Annotated in this window: 18 protein-coding genes; 4 read left to right on the forward strand and 14 right to left on the reverse strand. The window is 60.4% G+C overall.

What is annotated here, in order from left to right; all coding sequences use genetic code 11:
* Nucleotides 1-4: 4 nt before the first annotated feature.
* A complete protein-coding gene (locus ASG19_RS02645; protein ID WP_062454815.1) occupies nt 5-2,902 on the forward strand; it encodes an EAL domain-containing protein in 2,898 nt (965 codons plus the stop codon).
* 134 nt (nt 2,903-3,036) lie between these two features.
* Here the strand turns inward: ASG19_RS02645 and ASG19_RS02650 are convergent, their stop codons facing one another.
* The 3 genes from ASG19_RS02650 to ASG19_RS02660 all read right to left on the reverse strand — a co-directional run bounded on the left by ASG19_RS02650 (nt 3,037) and on the right by ASG19_RS02660 (nt 5,224).
* A complete protein-coding gene (locus ASG19_RS02650; RefSeq protein ID WP_082471851.1) occupies nt 3,037-4,188 on the reverse strand; it encodes a putative zinc-binding metallopeptidase in 1,152 nt (383 codons plus the stop codon).
* Nucleotides 4,189-4,299: 111 nt separating this feature from the next.
* Entirely contained in the window at nt 4,300-4,491 is a 192-nt protein-coding gene (locus ASG19_RS02655; protein WP_062453615.1) for a CsbD family protein, read from the reverse strand.
* Between the two features lie 103 nt (nt 4,492-4,594).
* Nucleotides 4,595-5,224 carry a YqgE/AlgH family protein gene (locus tag ASG19_RS02660; RefSeq protein WP_062453616.1) on the reverse strand — a complete coding sequence of 210 codons (630 nt, stop codon included), beginning with the start codon at nt 5,222-5,224 and terminating at the stop codon, nt 4,595-4,597.
* 280 nt (nt 5,225-5,504) lie between these two features.
* On the opposite strand from ASG19_RS02660, the gene ASG19_RS02665 reads away from it, so the two are divergent.
* Nucleotides 5,505-6,347, forward strand: a complete 843-nt coding sequence (locus ASG19_RS02665; RefSeq protein ID WP_062453617.1) for a protein-disulfide reductase DsbD domain-containing protein — start codon at nt 5,505-5,507, stop codon at nt 6,345-6,347.
* A gap of 84 nt (nt 6,348-6,431) precedes the next feature.
* Nucleotides 6,432-6,917, forward strand: coding sequence for a peroxiredoxin (locus ASG19_RS02670; RefSeq protein WP_062453618.1), 486 nt, complete (start codon nt 6,432-6,434; stop codon nt 6,915-6,917).
* Nucleotides 6,918-7,013: 96 nt separating this feature from the next.
* Here the strand turns inward: ASG19_RS02670 and ASG19_RS02675 are convergent, their stop codons facing one another.
* The 3 genes from ASG19_RS02675 to ASG19_RS02685 form a co-directional block, all read right to left on the reverse strand.
* On the reverse strand, nt 7,014-7,322 hold the full coding sequence (locus ASG19_RS02675; RefSeq protein WP_062453619.1) for a Dabb family protein: 309 nt from the start codon (nt 7,320-7,322) through the stop codon (nt 7,014-7,016).
* Nucleotides 7,323-7,443: 121 nt separating this feature from the next.
* On the reverse strand, nt 7,444-7,887 hold the full coding sequence (gene rnhA, locus ASG19_RS02680) for a ribonuclease HI (protein ID WP_244476108.1): 444 nt from the start codon (nt 7,885-7,887) through the stop codon (nt 7,444-7,446).
* A complete protein-coding gene (locus ASG19_RS02685) occupies nt 7,881-8,846 on the reverse strand; it encodes a homoserine kinase (RefSeq protein WP_062453621.1) in 966 nt (321 codons plus the stop codon). The genes rnhA and ASG19_RS02685 overlap by 7 nt, the downstream gene beginning before the upstream one ends.
* Before the next feature lie 407 nt (nt 8,847-9,253).
* Between ASG19_RS02685 and ASG19_RS02690 the strand changes: the two genes are divergently transcribed.
* Nucleotides 9,254-9,559 carry a hypothetical protein gene (locus ASG19_RS02690; RefSeq protein ID WP_156466394.1) on the forward strand — a complete coding sequence of 102 codons (306 nt, stop codon included), beginning with the start codon at nt 9,254-9,256 and terminating at the stop codon, nt 9,557-9,559.
* 45 nt (nt 9,560-9,604) lie between these two features.
* Here ASG19_RS02690 and ispH read toward each other — a convergent pair whose 3' ends face one another.
* The 8 genes from ispH to cyoE form a co-directional block, all read right to left on the reverse strand.
* Nucleotides 9,605-10,630, reverse strand: coding sequence for a 4-hydroxy-3-methylbut-2-enyl diphosphate reductase (ispH, locus tag ASG19_RS02695; protein ID WP_062453623.1), 1,026 nt, complete (start codon nt 10,628-10,630; stop codon nt 9,605-9,607).
* A gap of 72 nt (nt 10,631-10,702) precedes the next feature.
* Nucleotides 10,703-11,479 (reverse strand): SURF1 family protein, encoded by a 777-nt coding sequence (locus ASG19_RS02700; RefSeq protein WP_156466395.1) that lies wholly within the window; start codon nt 11,477-11,479, stop codon nt 10,703-10,705.
* Between the two features lies 1 nt (nt 11,480).
* Entirely contained in the window at nt 11,481-11,774 is a 294-nt protein-coding gene (locus tag ASG19_RS02705; RefSeq protein WP_062453624.1) for a helix-turn-helix domain-containing protein, read from the reverse strand.
* On the reverse strand, nt 11,771-12,121 hold the full coding sequence (locus ASG19_RS02710; protein ID WP_062453625.1) for a type II toxin-antitoxin system RelE/ParE family toxin: 351 nt from the start codon (nt 12,119-12,121) through the stop codon (nt 11,771-11,773). Before ASG19_RS02710 ends, ASG19_RS02705 begins: the two co-directional genes overlap by 4 nt.
* 81 nt (nt 12,122-12,202) lie before the next feature.
* Nucleotides 12,203-13,078 (reverse strand): cytochrome c oxidase subunit 3, encoded by an 876-nt coding sequence (locus ASG19_RS02715; RefSeq protein WP_062453626.1) that lies wholly within the window; start codon nt 13,076-13,078, stop codon nt 12,203-12,205.
* A 63-nt stretch (nt 13,079-13,141) separates the two neighbouring features.
* A complete protein-coding gene (locus ASG19_RS02720; protein ID WP_062453627.1) occupies nt 13,142-13,786 on the reverse strand; it encodes a cytochrome c oxidase assembly protein in 645 nt (214 codons plus the stop codon).
* Nucleotides 13,787-13,811: 25 nt separating this feature from the next.
* Entirely contained in the window at nt 13,812-13,952 is a 141-nt protein-coding gene (locus ASG19_RS23785; protein WP_062453628.1) for a hypothetical protein, read from the reverse strand.
* Nucleotides 13,949-14,905: a heme o synthase gene (gene cyoE, locus ASG19_RS02730; protein ID WP_062453629.1), complete on the reverse strand. Its 957-nt coding sequence runs from the start codon at nt 14,903-14,905 to the stop codon at nt 13,949-13,951. The genes ASG19_RS23785 and cyoE overlap by 4 nt, the downstream gene beginning before the upstream one ends.
* Between the last annotated feature and the right edge of the window lie 71 nt (nt 14,906-14,976).

The raw sequence follows: 14,976 nt of genomic DNA on the forward strand, positions 1-14,976 counted from the left end.
TCACATGAGTTTCTCGGCCATGCCGCGCCTGCCGTCGGTTCTCGGAATTGTTTCCGCTGTCTTGATGTTTCTTGCGGCGGCGACGTTTGCACAGGCGGCCGAGCCGGTGAAAATCTCGCGCGACGACACCGCGCTCGACCTGACCCGCACGACCGACATCTACGCCAACCAGGGCGAGGCCTTTCAGGTTTCCACGGCCGCTGCTGCCGACGGTATCCGTCGCCGCATCGAGGTGCGCGCATCTTCGCCGTCGCACCAGGGCGACTGGGCGGTGTTTGCGCTTTCCAACGTTTCCGAGGAGCAGCTGGAGCGGGTAATCGTCGCGCCGCATTTCCGGCTGGTGAATTCCAAGGTTTTCTGGCCGGATCTCGGCTCGCAGCGCATCATCTCGATCACGCCATCGGAAGGGTTTGCGCTCGACCGCATTGCCAGCCCCGATGCCGACGTGTTTCGCATCACGCTCAATCCGGGCGCGACCATCACCTTCGTTGCCGAGCTCTCGACGCCGTCGCTGCCGCAGATCTATCTGTGGCAACCGGACGCCTACAAGGATTCGGTCAACTCGTTCACGCTCTACAAGGGCATCGTGCTCGGCATTGCCGGCCTGCTTGCGGTGTTTTTGACGATCCTGTTCGTGGTCAAGGGAACCTCCATGCTGCCGGCGGCGGCGGCACTTGCCTGGGCGGTGCTTGCCTATATCTGCGTCGACTTCGGGTTTCTCGATAAGCTGATCAGCGTCACATCGTCGGACGAGCGAATATGGCGCGCCGCAGCCGAAGTGGCGCTTGCCTCGTCGCTCGTGATCTTTCTGTTCACCTATCTCAATCTCAACCGCTGGCACGTGCATCTGGGCTATGCGACGCTTGCCTGGGTCGCGGGTCTCGTGCTCCTCGGCGGCGTGGCGATCTACGATCCGTCCGTCGCATCGGGTATCGCCCGCCTGTCCTTTGCGCTGACGGGCAATGTCGGCATCCTCCTGATCGTCTATCTCGGCTTCAATCGCTATGACCGCGCCATTCTTCTGGTGCCGACCTGGGCGCTGCTGCTGGTCTGGCTGTTCGGCGGATGGCTGACGGTCACCGGCCAGCTGGACAACGACATCGTGCAGCCGGCGCTTGGCGGCGGACTGGTTCTGATCGTTCTCCTGATCGGCTTCACCGTGATGCAGCACGCCTTTGCCGGTGGCGCTTACCAGCAGGGACTGTTTTCCGATCTGGAGCGGCAATCGCTGGCGCTGACCGGATCTGGCGACACCGTCTGGGACTGGGACGTGGCGCGCGACCGCGTGGTGACCACGCCCGATATCTCGACGCGGCTCGGCCTTGAGCAAGGCTCCATGCACGGACCGGTGCGCAACTGGCTGCCGCGTCTTCACCCCGATGACCGCGATCGTTTCCGCGCCACGCTCGACGTGCTGCTGGAACATCGCCGCGGGCGCCTGAACCACGAGTTCCGGATCCGTGCCGAAGATGGGCATTTTCACTGGCTGCAGATCCGCGCACGGCCGGTGCTCGGCTCAAACGGCGAAATCATCCGCTGCGTCGGCACCGTCATCGATGTGACCGAGCAGAAGAACTCGATCGAGCGTCTGCTGCAGGACGCGATGCATGACAACCTGACCGGGTTGCCGAACCGCCAGGTGTTCCTCGACCGTCTGCAATCGGTACTGACGCTGGCACCCGGCGACGGGCATCTGCGCCCAACCGTCATGGCGATCGACATCGACCGCTACAAGCAGGTCAACGACTCGCTCGGAATTGCCGCGGGCGACAACATTCTGATCGCGCTGACGCGGCGTCTGCGTCGTCTCTTGAAGCCTCAGGATACGCTGGCACGGCTTGCCGGCGACCAGTTCGGCCTCATCCTTGTGTCCGAGCGGGACCCGGGCAAGGTCGCGGATTTCGCCGATGCGGTGTCCAAGGCAATCATGGTGCCGATCAACTTTGCCAACCGCGAGATCGTGCTCACCGCCTCGATCGGCCTAGCCTCCTGGGTAGATCAGCAGGAAAGCGCCCCGGGACTTCTCGCCGATGCGGAACTGGCGATGTACCGGGCCAAGCGCGCCGGCGGCAATCGCGTCGAACCGTTCCGTCCGGCATTCCGCTCGACCGGTACAGATCGTCTGCAGATCGAAACTGACCTTCGCCGCGCCATCGAGCGACGCGAACTGACACTCGCCTATCAGCCGATCATCAGGCTTGTGGATGGCGAGATTGCCGGCTTCGAAGCGCTGATGCGTTGGGAACATCCCAAACGCGGCAGCATTCCGCCCTCCGAATTCATTCCGATCGCCGAAATGTCGGACCTGATCGGCCCTCTCGGCCTCTTTGCGATGGAACGGGCGGCCTCAGACCTCACGTCCTGGCAGGCACAAACCGGTTCGCTGCCGATCTTCGTATCCGTCAACGTCTCGAGTGCGCAGCTCCTGAACGCCGATCTCTACAATGACGTCCGGGCATTGCTGCAGAGGACGCAGGTGGCACCGGGCCAGCTCAAGCTGGAGCTGACGGAGTCGCTGATGATGGAGAACCCGGAGCAGGCGCGTCTTGTTCTGGCCAAGCTCAAAGAGACCGGCCTCAGCCTCGCGCTCGACGACTTCGGTACCGGATACTCTTCGCTCGGCTATCTTACGCAGTTCCCGTTCGACACGATCAAGCTCGACCAGTCGTTGGTGCGCGATGCCACCGACAAGCGCGCAGTGCTTCTGCGCTCGGTCATCGCCATGGCGCGGGCGCTCGAGATGGACGTGGTGGCTGAGGGCATCCAGACCGACGAAGACGCGGCGGAACTTGCCAAGATGGGCTGCCATTTCGGCCAGAGCTACCTGTTCGGCCCGCCGGCGACGACGGATGCGATTGGCCGACTGCTGAAAGAACGGTTTCCGCTGACGAAACGGGCTTGAGTTCCGACTTCCTCATCTTGCCTTGTGGCGAGGATGAGGGAGACCGGCTATCGCTCTCGTCAACCAAGCCTCACCAGTGTTTCGAGCAGCCTGACAGGCCTGATGTCAGGCCCGTCCGCGTGAATAGAGCCTGATCATACAGCCGTTGCCATCGCGGCGCCGCTCATGGCTTCCCAAGTCGCGCCCGGATGCTGACGGCGGTTTTCCTGGATCATGTCGTGGATGAACTGCAGCTTTGTGGTGACCGCCGGGGCGAGGATGAACGGATAGAGATCCGGCACACCCATGGCGCGGTGGATGCTGTTCAATGCCATGCTGAACGGAATCCACGCCCGAACGAGCTGCTCGGCGCTCGCTGCCTCGTAGGGCTGGAACGCAACTTCTGCCGCCAGTTCGCCGTGGCGTCTCGGATCGATCGACAGGCCGTAGGCGCGTGCCATTTCCAGCGTATCGACGATATGGATGTAGTGGGCGAAGGTTTCGGCAAAATCCTCCCACGGATGCGAGCTCGCATAGGTGCTGATATAGGACTGTTGCCAGCCAACCGGCGGGCCTTCTTCGTAGTTGCGGCGCAACGCGTCGGCATAATCCATCGTCTCGTCGCCGAACACGGCGCGGAATGCATCGGTCCTGCCGCCGTCGCGGATTAGCTTGTCCCAGATGTAGTGGCCGGTCTCGTGGCGGAAATGGCCAAGCATCGTGCGATAAGGCTCGTTCATGGATATTCGGATCTGCTCGCGCGTCGCGTCGTCGGCTTCGGCAGCGCGGATGGCGATGAGGCCGTCTTCGTGGCCGGTCATGGCGGGCTTCACCGTTCCATCCGGCTGGATCTCGTCGATCAGGAAATCGAAGACGAGGCCGCCCTGCGGATCTTCTTCGCGGTTGGTGCGCGGCAGGTTCCATTTCATCAGCGAATAGAACAGATGGCGCTGCGCCTGGCTGATGCGGCGCCACTGGTCCAGCCCCTCCTCGGTCGAGGCGTCAGGCACCAGGCGGTTGTGCCGGCAAGCCGGGCAAAACGGGTTCGGGTCCTCGGCAACGACCGTCCAGTTGCAGATATCCAGGCTGCTGTTGGCACAGAGCCTCACCTTGCTGTCGAGGTCACCGAACAGGTGCCAGGTCGGATCCGCCACGGGGGCGTCGGGACCCGCAACCATCTCGTCCTGCTCCAGAGCCATGATGGCGAGCTTTTCCGGAACGAAAGCCAGTTTGTAACCGCAGTGGACGCAGTTGCGATTGTCGAAATAAACCGGTTGGCCGCAGTGATCGCAGTCGAAGAGGCGCATGGACAGATCCGCTAGACGAAGTGGAAGTTGGGGTGAACTGAATTCTGGATGATAAAAAACCTGCCCCGGTAGGACCGGAACAGGTTTCTGGATTTGGCGGATTCGGATCGCTTAGGCGCGATCAACGATGTCCTTGCCGGCTTCCTTGATCTTGCCCTTGGCCTGCTGGGCTTCGCCCTTGGCTTCCTGGGCAGCGCCCTTGGCTTCCAGCTCGTGGTTGTCGGTCATGTCGCCGACAGCCTGCTTGACCTTACCGGAGACTTCATTGCCCATTCCGGAAATTTTATCGCTGGTGCTACCCATAGTGTTTCTCCTTGAGCTTAGCGGCATCGTTTTCGATGTCTTGCAATAGGAGAACTCCGAGCCTTGGCAGTTCGTTCCGGCATCGCTCAAGAATTTCAGAAATTCAGGCGTGGCCGGCGTCGGAGGACAGCATTGCGGGCGTCACGCCCATCGAGGCGAGCGCGCGCTCGTACTTGTCTTCCAGCGTCGTACCGAAGATCAGATCTTCGCTGGCCGGGCAGTTCAGCCAGCCGTTGCTGGAAATCTCCCGCTCCAACTGTCCTGCACCCCAGCCTGCGTAACCGAGCAGCATGGTAGCGCGTGATGGCCCCCTGCCGTCACAGATGGCGCGGATGATATCGAGCGTGGCGGTGAGCGAGATATCGTCGCTGACGGGAATGGAGGACTCGCTCGAGAAGTCGTCGGAATGCAGCACGAAGCCGCGACCGGTTTCCACCGGACCTCCAGACAGGATCGGGAACTCACGGCATTCGTGCGGGAGGGCAATGATCTCGTGCTCGTCCAAGAGCTTGAGGTGCCGCAACACTTCCGTGAAGGAAATTTCCTGGGAGCGGTTGATGATAAACCCCATGGCGCCGGCCGGAGAATGGGCGCAGACATAGATGACCGTGCGGGAAAAATTGGTATCCTGCATACTCGGCATCGCAATCAGGAACTGTCCGTCAAGAAAGCCGCGTTCGCGACCGCCCTTGCCGCCGTCGTCCTGAGCACCCGAGAGAAGCGAAAAAGCCATCATGCCTCCACCTGCAGCGCTTTGAAACCTATTCTAGCAAAACTGCGGCCGTTTGAAATGTCTGTACTGACTGTCTTTGAAGGCCGGGCCCGCCTGGTTGTGAGAGCGTGCCGTGGCTGCTGCTTCACAGCAGCGTTCCTGAAACATGGGGCACGAACCGTGGCGATCAACGGAAAATGATCCTGTTTTTCGAAAGCGCTGCTGGTTCGTTCAACATTTAACGGTTAATCCCTGAGCGATGAGGAGCCTGACCCCAATTCGAACCACAACCGCAAACCTGTTGCTTGGTGCTGCCGTCTGCCTTGGATTGCAGACGCCGGCGGCCGATGCTCTGGCGGAAATGACGCCCTGGGCCACCAACGAGGGCGGCCGCATGCGGATCGTCACCATGCCTCCAGAGCCCGATGGAACCGTGCGCGGGGCTCTGCAGATCGAGCCGAAGGATGGCTGGATCACCTATTGGAAAGAGCCGGGTGAAGCGGGCATTCCGCCGCAACTGACATTTTCGCGCGAAAGCGGGATCACCTCCCAGACGATGTCCTATCCGGTTCCAAAGCTGATCACCAACGGTGACGTTACCGACATCGGCTATGATCGCGCCGTGGCATTTCCGTTTGCGCTGAAGCTCGACAAGCCGACCAAGGCGGGGCAAGCCTCACAGGTCTTGCCGTTGGGGGCGGCAAGCATCGACGTTTCCGCGTTTATCGGCATTTGCCGCAATATCTGCATACCCTTCCAGGCCGAATTCTCTCTGCCGATGAAAGCGGTCCGGGGCACGCCGGTGGAAGAGGCAATGATCCTCAACGCCGCCAGCGCCGCACTCCCCTCGCCTCCGGCCAACGATTTCACCGTGACTGATTATGCGATGGTGAAGGGCGGGAAGGTTCTACGGCTGACGCTGCGGCTGCCGGACAGTGCGACCGCGCCGCCGCAGGTGGTGGTGACCGGTCCCGAGGGGCATGTGCTATTTGAAAGCGTCGATGCGAAGCGGCAGGGTCATGCCTATACGCTGGATATGCCGGTGGGAAAATTGCCTGACAATTACGACATCAGCGGCAAACGGTGGGGCATTCTGGCGACCAGCGGCAGTCGGTCCATGGAGACGTCCATCGTTTTCGACTGAACCTCCTCCCGTCTTCGCTTGCCTCTTGCCGACCGCGACCTATAGTTCCGCCGAACGGCAAACTTCAAGCCAACAGGAGATCCCATGACCATCGCTATCGGTGAAAAACTACCCAGTGCCACCTTCAAGGAAAAGACTGCTGACGGCCCGGTCGAGATCTCGACGGACGCGCTGTTTGCCGGCAAGAAAGTCGTGCTGTTTGCGGTACCCGGCGCCTTCACGCCCACCTGCACACTGAACCACCTGCCCGGCTATCTCGACAATCGCGACGCGCTGCTTGCCAAGGGTGTCGACGACATCGCCGTCGTTGCCGTCAACGACTGGCATGTAATGGGCGCCTGGGCACAGCAGACCGGCGGCATGGACAAGATCCATTTTCTGGCCGACTGGGACGGTGCCTTTACCAAGGCGATGGGCCTTGATGCCGATCTTTCCGCCGGCGGGCTTGGCGTGCGCTCCAAGCGCTACGCGATGCTGGTCGAGGACGGTGTGGTGAAGTCACTCGACATCGAGGAAAGCCCTGGCCAGGCCACCGTCTCGGGTGCCGACGCGATGCTGGAACGCCTCTAAGTCAATTAGTATTCCATGAGATCGTTTGAGGGGCTCATGCCCCTCATTCCCATTGCGCATGAGACGCTGCGAGGGGCTAGAGCCCGCCTCGAACCATTACACTGCCATATCGAAAACCATCAGGCCCGACACGCCGCCATCGGATGCGGCGACAATTCGTTCGGCGACGGTAATATGGTCGGGATGGACGAGATAGGCGTCACGGCTTTCCAGCGTGTCGAAGGTGACGATGAAGCCGTCGAGGAAGCCGCCGTTCAGGCCTTCCGATGAGGCGTTCGGGCCGGACTTCACATCGACAATGCCGGGAATGAGCGTTTTGAGGCCGTGAACGGCGTCGTAGATTTCCTGCTTCTCTGCCGGCTGCAATGCAGTCTTGAAGCGCATGAAGACGCAATGAAGGATCATCGGTGGGTCCACCCTATGGCTGTTCTGTATGGCGCGAAATCGTCGTGGAGCCTGCTTCAACGCTATGCCCGACGGGAAACCGCTTCGCACCTTTGCTGCAAACCACCCTCAAGAGCAACCGCTACTTTCTCTTGAACGGCGCCATGCCGGTGCGGGCCAGTTCGTCGGCGCGTTCGTTTTCCGGATGGCCTGCATGGCCCTTGACCCAGTGCCACTTGACCTTGTGGCGCTGGTTGGCGACATCGAGCTGCTGCCACAGTTCACCGTTCTTCACCGGCTTCTTGTCGGCCGTCTTCCAGCCGTTTTTCTTCCAGCCGAAGATCCACTTGGAAATGCCGTCCATCACGTATTTGCTGTCGGTGTGAAGATCGACCTCGCACGTGTCCTTGAGCGCGTTGAGGGCGCTGATGGCCGCCATGAGTTCCATGCGGTTGTTGGTCGTTTTGGCCTCGCCGCCGGACAGTTCCTTGGTGGTTTCGCCGTAACGCAGGATAGCGCCCCAGCCGCCCGGGCCGGGATTGCCGGAACAGGCGCCGTCGGTGAAAATGTCGACCTGTTTCATGATGTCAGTCCATAATCTGCAGCAGAGGAAATGCCGCGGTGGAACCGCAGCTTGTGGAGGTATTCGAGCGGATCCTTCTTGACCACCAGCGCGCCCTCGGGCGTCGTCAGCCAGTCATAGAGCCGGGTGAGGAAGAAGCGCAGGGCCGAGCCGCGGGCAAGCACCGGCAATGCGGCGATCTCCGCATCAGACAGTGGCCGGACGCTGCGATATCCTTCCAGCATCGCCATACCCTTCTCAACGTTATAGCTGCCGTCCGCTTCGAAGCACCAGGCATTGAGGCAGATGGATACGTCGTAGGCGAGCAGGTCGTTGCAGGCGAAATAGAAGTCGATCAGGCCCGACAGTTCGTCGCCGAGGAAGAAGACGTTGTCCTGAAACAGATCCGCATGGATGACACCCGCCGGCAGATCCTTCGGCCAATGGGCGGCGAGAAATTCCAGTTCCGAGGTGATCTCGTCCTGCAGCCCCGTTTCGACCTCATCGGCACGGTCTGCGGATTTCTCCCACAGGACCTTCCAGCCGTCGAACGACAGTGCGTTGGGGCGCTTGATCTCGAAGCCTTCGCCGGCCAGATGCATCTGCGCCAGCGCCTTGCCGACCTCGCGGCAGTGCCTCGCCTCCGGCCGTCTCAGCCACATGCCCTCGAGAAACGAGATGAGGGCCGCCGGCCGGGTCGAGAGTTCGCCTAGCAACTGCCCGTCGCGGCGTGGCAAAGGCAGCGGGCAGGACAGACCCCGATCGGCCAGGTGCTGCATCAGGCCCAGAAAGAACGGCAGGTCGGATTTCTCGACGCGCTTTTCATACAGCGTCAGGATCAGCGGCTCGCGGGTTGTGTGCAGCAGGAAATTCGAGTTCTCGACGCCCTCGGCAATGCCCTTGTAGGACGTGAGCTCCCCGACATTATATTCGGCCAGGAACCGGTTCAGGTCGATTTCGGTGATATCGGTATAGACGGCCAAGATTTCGTCCCGCTGATGATCGTTGCGCTGGATCTCTTCCTAGAGCGTTTACTGGCCAGATTGAAGCCTGCTGTTGGCTCAAAAGGGGTCGAATGGTCGCCTTTGCCCTGATGAAAATCTGCCCCGGCAGATCGCTTCAATCCGGGCCGTGAACTCAAAAACGGCTATCGGTACCGATGAAACCATCGATAGATGCGGTGTCAGACATTTTGCAGACATATCCCCAAATTCAGGTCGGGAAAAATTTACGCCGACAATGCTGGCGTAGACAAACAATATAGCGAACCATCGACCGGTACTGCTTAAAATCGGAAAAATTGGCGAGTGATTCGATGTTGATCCCGGGTCTGACTAACGTCTATCTTATCGGAATAGTCGGACTAGAATTTCTAACGATATGCGCTCGAGTGCTTGGCTATGGCCCCGCATTTGCTGCCTTTGGCAGCATGGCTGTTGCTGCCGTCGCATACTTTCATCTGACGCTGGTAAAGACCAAAGTCCGCCCTTTTGTCGGAAGCTTGCGTGATGAGGATCGTCGCGCGGAGATGAGATGGCTGGTCGTCATCGCTCCGATTTTCATCATGTGGATCAACTCGGTTCCTATCTCCGGAAAATTCCCGATAGATTACGCGGTCGATATCTGGAAATCGGTATTCTTTATAGCGGTAATGGTCTGGTGTCTTGTTGAGGGCGCAATCAGGATCCGCTTCTAGTGTCCACGCCGACTTGGCCGGTGCTTCGCTAGAGCCGGAAGCGGTTCATCCAGCGGAGAGAGGGCGCTCGCCGTTGACCCAGGCCATGTCTTCGATGGTGAGGGGGACGGAGCGGAGTTCGCGGTTGACGAGGAAGTTTTCGGTTTCCTCGGCGGTGATCGCAAGCTCGATTTCGGCCGAAAACCTCTGCTTGAAGGCTTCGATGATTTCGTCGACGATGACTTCCGGGGCAGAGGCGCCGGCGGATAGGCCGAGCGTCTGGATCTGGCCGATCTCATCCCAGTTCAGCTCGGAGGCGCGCTGCACCAGGATCGAGCGTCTGGCGCCGGCCCGCAGAGCGACTTCGACGAGACGCTTGGAGTTCGACGAGTTCGGTGCGCCGACCACGATGAAGAGATCGCAGCCGGGTGCTGCCTCTTTCACCGCTTCCTGGCGGTTGGTGGTGGCGTAGCAGATACTGTCGGCGGCCGGTGCCGTCAGGTTCGGAAAACGTTCCTGCAGCTTGGCGATGACGCCCGCGGTATCGTCCACCGACAGCGTCGTCTGGGTGACGTAACCGAGATTGTCAGGATCGGCGGGGATATAGGCTTCGGCATCGGCGATCGTGTCGACGAGCGAGACTGTGCCTTCCGGCAACTGGCCCATTGTGCCGATCACTTCCGGATGTCCAGCATGGCCGATCAGCACCACATGGCGGCCAAGCCGCTGGTGGCGCATCGCCTGCTTGTGGACTTTTGAGACGAGCGGGCATGTGGCATCGAGATAGAACAGGTTGCGGGCCTGCGCATCCTCGGGCACCGATTTCGGCACGCCATGGGCGGAAAACACGACCGGCTGCTGGCGATGCTCGGCCGGGATCTCGTCCAGTTCCTCGACGAAGACGGCGCCCTTGGCTTCCAGTCCTTCGACGACATAGCGATTGTGGACGATCTCGTGGCGGACATAGACCGGCGCGCCATAGGCTTTCAGCGCCAGCACGACGATCTGGATTGCCCGATCGACGCCGGCGCAAAAGCCGCGCGGACCGCAGAGGCGGATCGTGAGAGCCGGTTTTGTGACCTGGATGTTCATGTCGCTTCCGTAAGCCGTTGCAGCCCCCCATATAGGCGAGCCCGCTTCGCGACGCCAAGAAAAAAGTGACGGCTATGGCGTCGCAGGCTTGGCACGGCGCCACCATGCGCCGATGACGACCGCCACCAGTGCCGCTGCGAGCCCGTACCACGTGAAGGCATATTGGAGATGGCTGTTGGGGAGATAGAACTGGGTGACGCCGCCCTTCGGCCAGCCGCCGGGATTTTGAACCTGGGCATCCACATCGACAAAGAACGGCAGGGTTTTGGCCGGATCGAGACCTGATGACGACGCCATGACGTCGAGATCCTTCCAAAAGAAGATGTTCTTGGCGATATCGTTGTCGGGCACGATAGAAGATGGCTTTTGCGCCAGACGGCTGCGGGCATAGCCGGTCAGCCGCTGCTCGCCCGTGACTTCGCCGGCCGTGCGCGTCGATACCTGTTTCATCTCGTAGGGAATGAAACCGCGATTGACGAGGATTGCGCGGCCATCGGAAAGGATTAGCGGCGTGTAGACGTAAAAACCGGTCTGGCCCTGGAACGTGGCGAAGAAATGCCGCTCTTTCGTGTGGTCGAATGTGCCAGACAGCGCGACGCGGCGGTATTCCATATCGCCGCCACTTGCGGCGAGCCGTTCGATGTCTGCAAGCGGCACAGGATCCGCGCTGCGTCGCTCGGCGATATCGGCGAGCAGGCCTTCCTTCCAGTGCAGGCGTTCCATCTGCCAGGTGCCGAGAGCAAGGAGGATGGCAAGCGAGGCGAGGATGAGGGTGATCGTGGCGATGGAGCGCACAAGACTGCGGGAGCGCCTTGAAGAGGCCGGTTGTCGCTCGGTCAACTGATGCATGCTAGACCAGCTCGATACGGAGATTGCGGCCGACAGCTGTCGCAGCACGGCGCAAGGTCAAAAGGGTGACCGAGGGATTGTTCGGGTCGAGCAATCGATCAAGCTGCTGACGGCTGGAATTCATCCGCTCGGCCATAGCAGTCTTCGTGAGGCCTTCCTGTTGCATGGCCGCCCGTAACTGGTCGGCAATCACCTGTTTCAGGGCAATCGTCTCGGTTTCCTCCAGCAGGCCATCGGCTTCAAGGAAATCGTCGAAAGTCTCTGTCCTGTCGATATAGCCCTTTTGCTCCGTCATAGTTCCACATCCCGTTTTCGTGCCAGCGCGAGGTCAAGATCCTGAGCCGGTGTCTTCTGGGTCTTCTTTTCAAAGCCGTGGAGAAGGATCATCTCACCCTCGTGAATGAAAAAGATCACCCGTGCGATGCGCCCGCCGGAGAGGTTGGTCCGAACTTCCCACAGTCCATTTCCGAGAGAGCGGCAATAGGGCATGCCCAACGGCCAGCCAAACTCGACCCTTTGGATATCGATACCGATCTGCCGCCTGTCTTCTCTCGTGAGATCCATCAGCCAATCGCGCACCGGCCTGCGCCCGTGTGCGGTCGCGTAGAACCTTCCGACGATCTTTTTCGGCAAATCCGTCATCACGGCGCATTGTACCAATTTTGGTACACTTTCGCAACAAAAAAGGGCGGCATCGGCCGCCCTTCGAAGTGTCGTTTGTTCTCAATGCGCCAGCGGTGCGCCCCAGCCGCCCCAGATGTAGATGGAGAAGAACAGGAACAGCCAGACGACGTCGACGAAGTGCCAGTACCAGGCGGCTGCTTCGAAGCCGAAGTGTTTTTCCGAGGTGAAGCCGCCGTTCATGGCTCTGATGAGGCAGACCAGCAGGAAGATGGTGCCGACCAGAACGTGGAAACCGTGGAAGCCGGTGGCCATGAAGAACGTGGCGCCATAGATCGAATTGGCGAATTCGAACGGGGCGTGGGCATATTCGTAGGCCTGCACGAACGAGAACAGCACGCCGAGTGCGACTGTCAGCGACAGGCCGGTGACGAGGCCCTTGCGATCGTTGTGCAACAGCGCGTGGTGAGCCCAGGTGACGCAGGTGCCCGACAGCAGCAGGATGATCGTGTTATAGAGCGGCAGATGCCATGGATCGAGAACCTCGATGCCCTTTGGCGGCCATTGTCCCCCGAGAACCTGTGTTCGGGACGCCTGGATTGCCTCGTTGGCATAAAGGCTTGCATCGAAAAAGGCCCAGAACCAGGCGACGAAGAACATCACTTCCGACGCGATGAACATGATCATGCCATAGCGCAGATGCAGCGACACGACGCGCGTATGGGCGCCCGCATTGCCTTCCTTGATCGTATCCGACCACCAACCGATCATCACATAGATGACGATCGCGAGCCCGATGAAGAAGACCCATGGCGTTGCCAGGTTCATGCCGAAAATGTGGAATTCCGAACCCTTCAGGTAGCGCATGTATCCGACGCCACCGAACGCCATGACGAAGGCGCCGATCGAGGCGAGAAGCGGCCAAGGGCTGGGGTCGATAATATGATAATCGTGGTTCTTCTGGTGCGCTTCTGCCATGCCTGCCCCTCCCAAGGGTGCTTACCGCAAGTGTTCCACCCGCCAAAAAACGGCGGGCCAATTCTAAAGCTTACTGCCCGTATCCTGCACTTCATTCCGCAAGGCCGCAACCGGCTTTGGCGGCGGCTCCTTGCCGGGATAGAAGGTGTAGGACAGGGTAATGGTCTTGATGTTCTTCGTCTCGTTCGCCTTGACGATCTCGGGATCGACGAAGAAGACGACCGGCATATCGATCGTCTGGCCCGGCTGCAGCGTCTGTTCCGTGAAGCAGAAGCACTGGACCTTGTTGAAATAGACCGCCGCCTCCATGGGGGTGACGTTGAAGACCGCGGTTCCAGTCGTCGCCACCGGAGAACGGTTCTTCGCGGTAAAGGACACCTGCCCGGTCTCGCCGATCTTCAGTTCCACCGGTTTCGACGGTTTGAAATCCCAGTTCAGGCCGGGCGACACGTTGGCATCGAACGTGACCTTGATGGTCTTGTCGAGGATCGTATCGGAATATTGCTCGCTGCGCTGGGTGGTGCCGTTATAGCCGGTTACCTGACAGAAGAGGCGGTAGAGCGGAACGGACGCATAGGCGGCGCCCACCATGCAGGTGACGAACACAGCGCAACCGGCAAAGATCGCGGCATTGCTGACCCGCTTTGCCTGACCATGGCCCGGCCGCTGGGCGTTGCCCTGACCATTCCCGTGAACCTCTCCTCCCATGTGCCTCCTCCTCAAGCTTTCTGGGTCAGTTGCCGACGCCGCCGACTTTGACCAGCGTCATCACGTAGAAAAGGACGACCAGCCCTGCGAGGACCAGTCCCAGCGCCACATTTCTGTTGCGGCGGGACTTTTTCTGGGCGTCGTTGAGCTTGACGGTGTCAATCATAGAAGGCTTCCGATCAGGGTCGCCACACCGGCTGCCGCGTGGTCGGCAAGCAGCGCGGAAAAGATGATGAAGAGATAGAAGATCGAGTAACCGAACATCTTGCGCGCCGGCACCATCCGCTCATCGCCCTCAGGCATGCGCAGGACAGAGATGGAACAGGCAATGAAAATCAGCCCCAGCACGCCGGCAAAGAGGCCGTAGCCGATGCTGGCAAGGCCGGTGAAGCTGGGTGCGACGCCGAGGACGGCGGTCAGAACCGCATAGGCGAGCATCTGGATCTTGGTGGAACGCTCGCCGGCAACGTTCGGCATCATCGGCACGCCGACCGAGCCGTAATCGCGCATCTTGTAGAGCGCTAGCGCCCAGAAGTGGGCAGGCGTCCAGAGGAAGATGATGAGGAACAGGATGACGCTGTCGAGCGAAATGCCGCCGGTGACGCAGGCCCAGCCGATCATGGGCGGGAAGGCGCCGGAGGCACCGCCGATGACGATGTTCTGCGGCGTCGAGCGCTTCAGCCACATCGTATAGACGACGGCGTAGAAGAAGATGGTGAAGGCGAGCAGGCCGGCGGCCAGCCAGTTGACGGCAAGGCCGAGGATCGCCACCGAAAAGACCGACAGCGTCAGGCCGAAGGCAAGCGCTTCGCTCGGCCGCACGCGACCATCCGGGATGGGGCGCTTGGCGGTGCGGGTCATGACGGCATCGATATCGGCGTCGTACCACATGTTGAGCGCGCCGGACGCACCGGCGCCCACCGCGATACAGAGGACCGAGATTGCAGCGAGAACCGGATTGAGCGTGCCGGGCGCCAGAACGAGACCTGCGAACGCCGTGAAGACGACGAGCGACATGACCCGTGGCTTCAGAAGTTCGAAGAAATCGCGTGCGCCCGCTTCAGACAGGAACAGGCCTGCGTCATTGCCGAGAGCGTCGCGATCATCGATAACTGTCATGAGACCTAAAAACCTTGCATTTTCACGGGACAGCGCGCGTCACACGCGATGTCCCTTGTTCGGAACGCTGC

It is taken from the genome of Rhizobium sp. Leaf306, from assembly GCF_001423425.1.
In the GTDB taxonomy this organism is placed as follows: Bacteria; Pseudomonadota; Alphaproteobacteria; order Rhizobiales; family Rhizobiaceae; genus Neorhizobium; species Neorhizobium soli.

Excerpts from the sequence above, each read along its gene's own strand:
- ASG19_RS02710 (WP_062453625.1), bottom strand. The coding sequence starts at position 12,121 with ATGACGGATTTGCCGAAAAAGATCGTCGGAAGGTTCTACGCGACCGCA.
- ASG19_RS02645 (WP_062454815.1), top strand. The coding sequence starts at position 5 with ATGAGTTTCTCGGCCATGCCGCGCCTGCCGTCGGTTCTCGGAATTGTT.
- ASG19_RS23785 (WP_062453628.1), bottom strand. The coding sequence starts at position 13,952 with ATGATTGACACCGTCAAGCTCAACGACGCCCAGAAAAAGTCCCGCCGC.
- ASG19_RS02655 (WP_062453615.1), bottom strand. The coding sequence starts at position 4,491 with ATGGGTAGCACCAGCGATAAAATTTCCGGAATGGGCAATGAAGTCTCC.
- ispH (WP_062453623.1), bottom strand. The coding sequence starts at position 10,630 with ATGAACATCCAGGTCACAAAACCGGCTCTCACGATCCGCCTCTGCGGT.
- ASG19_RS02650 (WP_082471851.1), bottom strand. The coding sequence starts at position 4,188 with ATGCGCCTCTTCGACTGCGATCACTGCGGCCAACCGGTTTATTTCGAC.
- ASG19_RS02660 (WP_062453616.1), bottom strand. The coding sequence starts at position 5,224 with ATGGCTTTTTCGCTTCTCTCGGGTGCTCAGGACGACGGCGGCAAGGGC.
- ASG19_RS02720 (WP_062453627.1), bottom strand. The coding sequence starts at position 13,786 with ATGGGAGGAGAGGTTCACGGGAATGGTCAGGGCAACGCCCAGCGGCCG.
- ASG19_RS02675 (WP_062453619.1), bottom strand. The coding sequence starts at position 7,322 with ATGATCCTTCATTGCGTCTTCATGCGCTTCAAGACTGCATTGCAGCCG.
- cyoE (WP_062453629.1), bottom strand. The coding sequence starts at position 14,905 with ATGACAGTTATCGATGATCGCGACGCTCTCGGCAATGACGCAGGCCTG.
- ASG19_RS02670 (WP_062453618.1), top strand. The coding sequence starts at position 6,432 with ATGACCATCGCTATCGGTGAAAAACTACCCAGTGCCACCTTCAAGGAA.
- ASG19_RS02715 (WP_062453626.1), bottom strand. The coding sequence starts at position 13,078 with ATGGCAGAAGCGCACCAGAAGAACCACGATTATCATATTATCGACCCC.
- ASG19_RS02705 (WP_062453624.1), bottom strand. The coding sequence starts at position 11,774 with ATGACGGAGCAAAAGGGCTATATCGACAGGACAGAGACTTTCGACGAT.
- ASG19_RS02700 (WP_156466395.1), bottom strand. The coding sequence starts at position 11,479 with ATGCATCAGTTGACCGAGCGACAACCGGCCTCTTCAAGGCGCTCCCGC.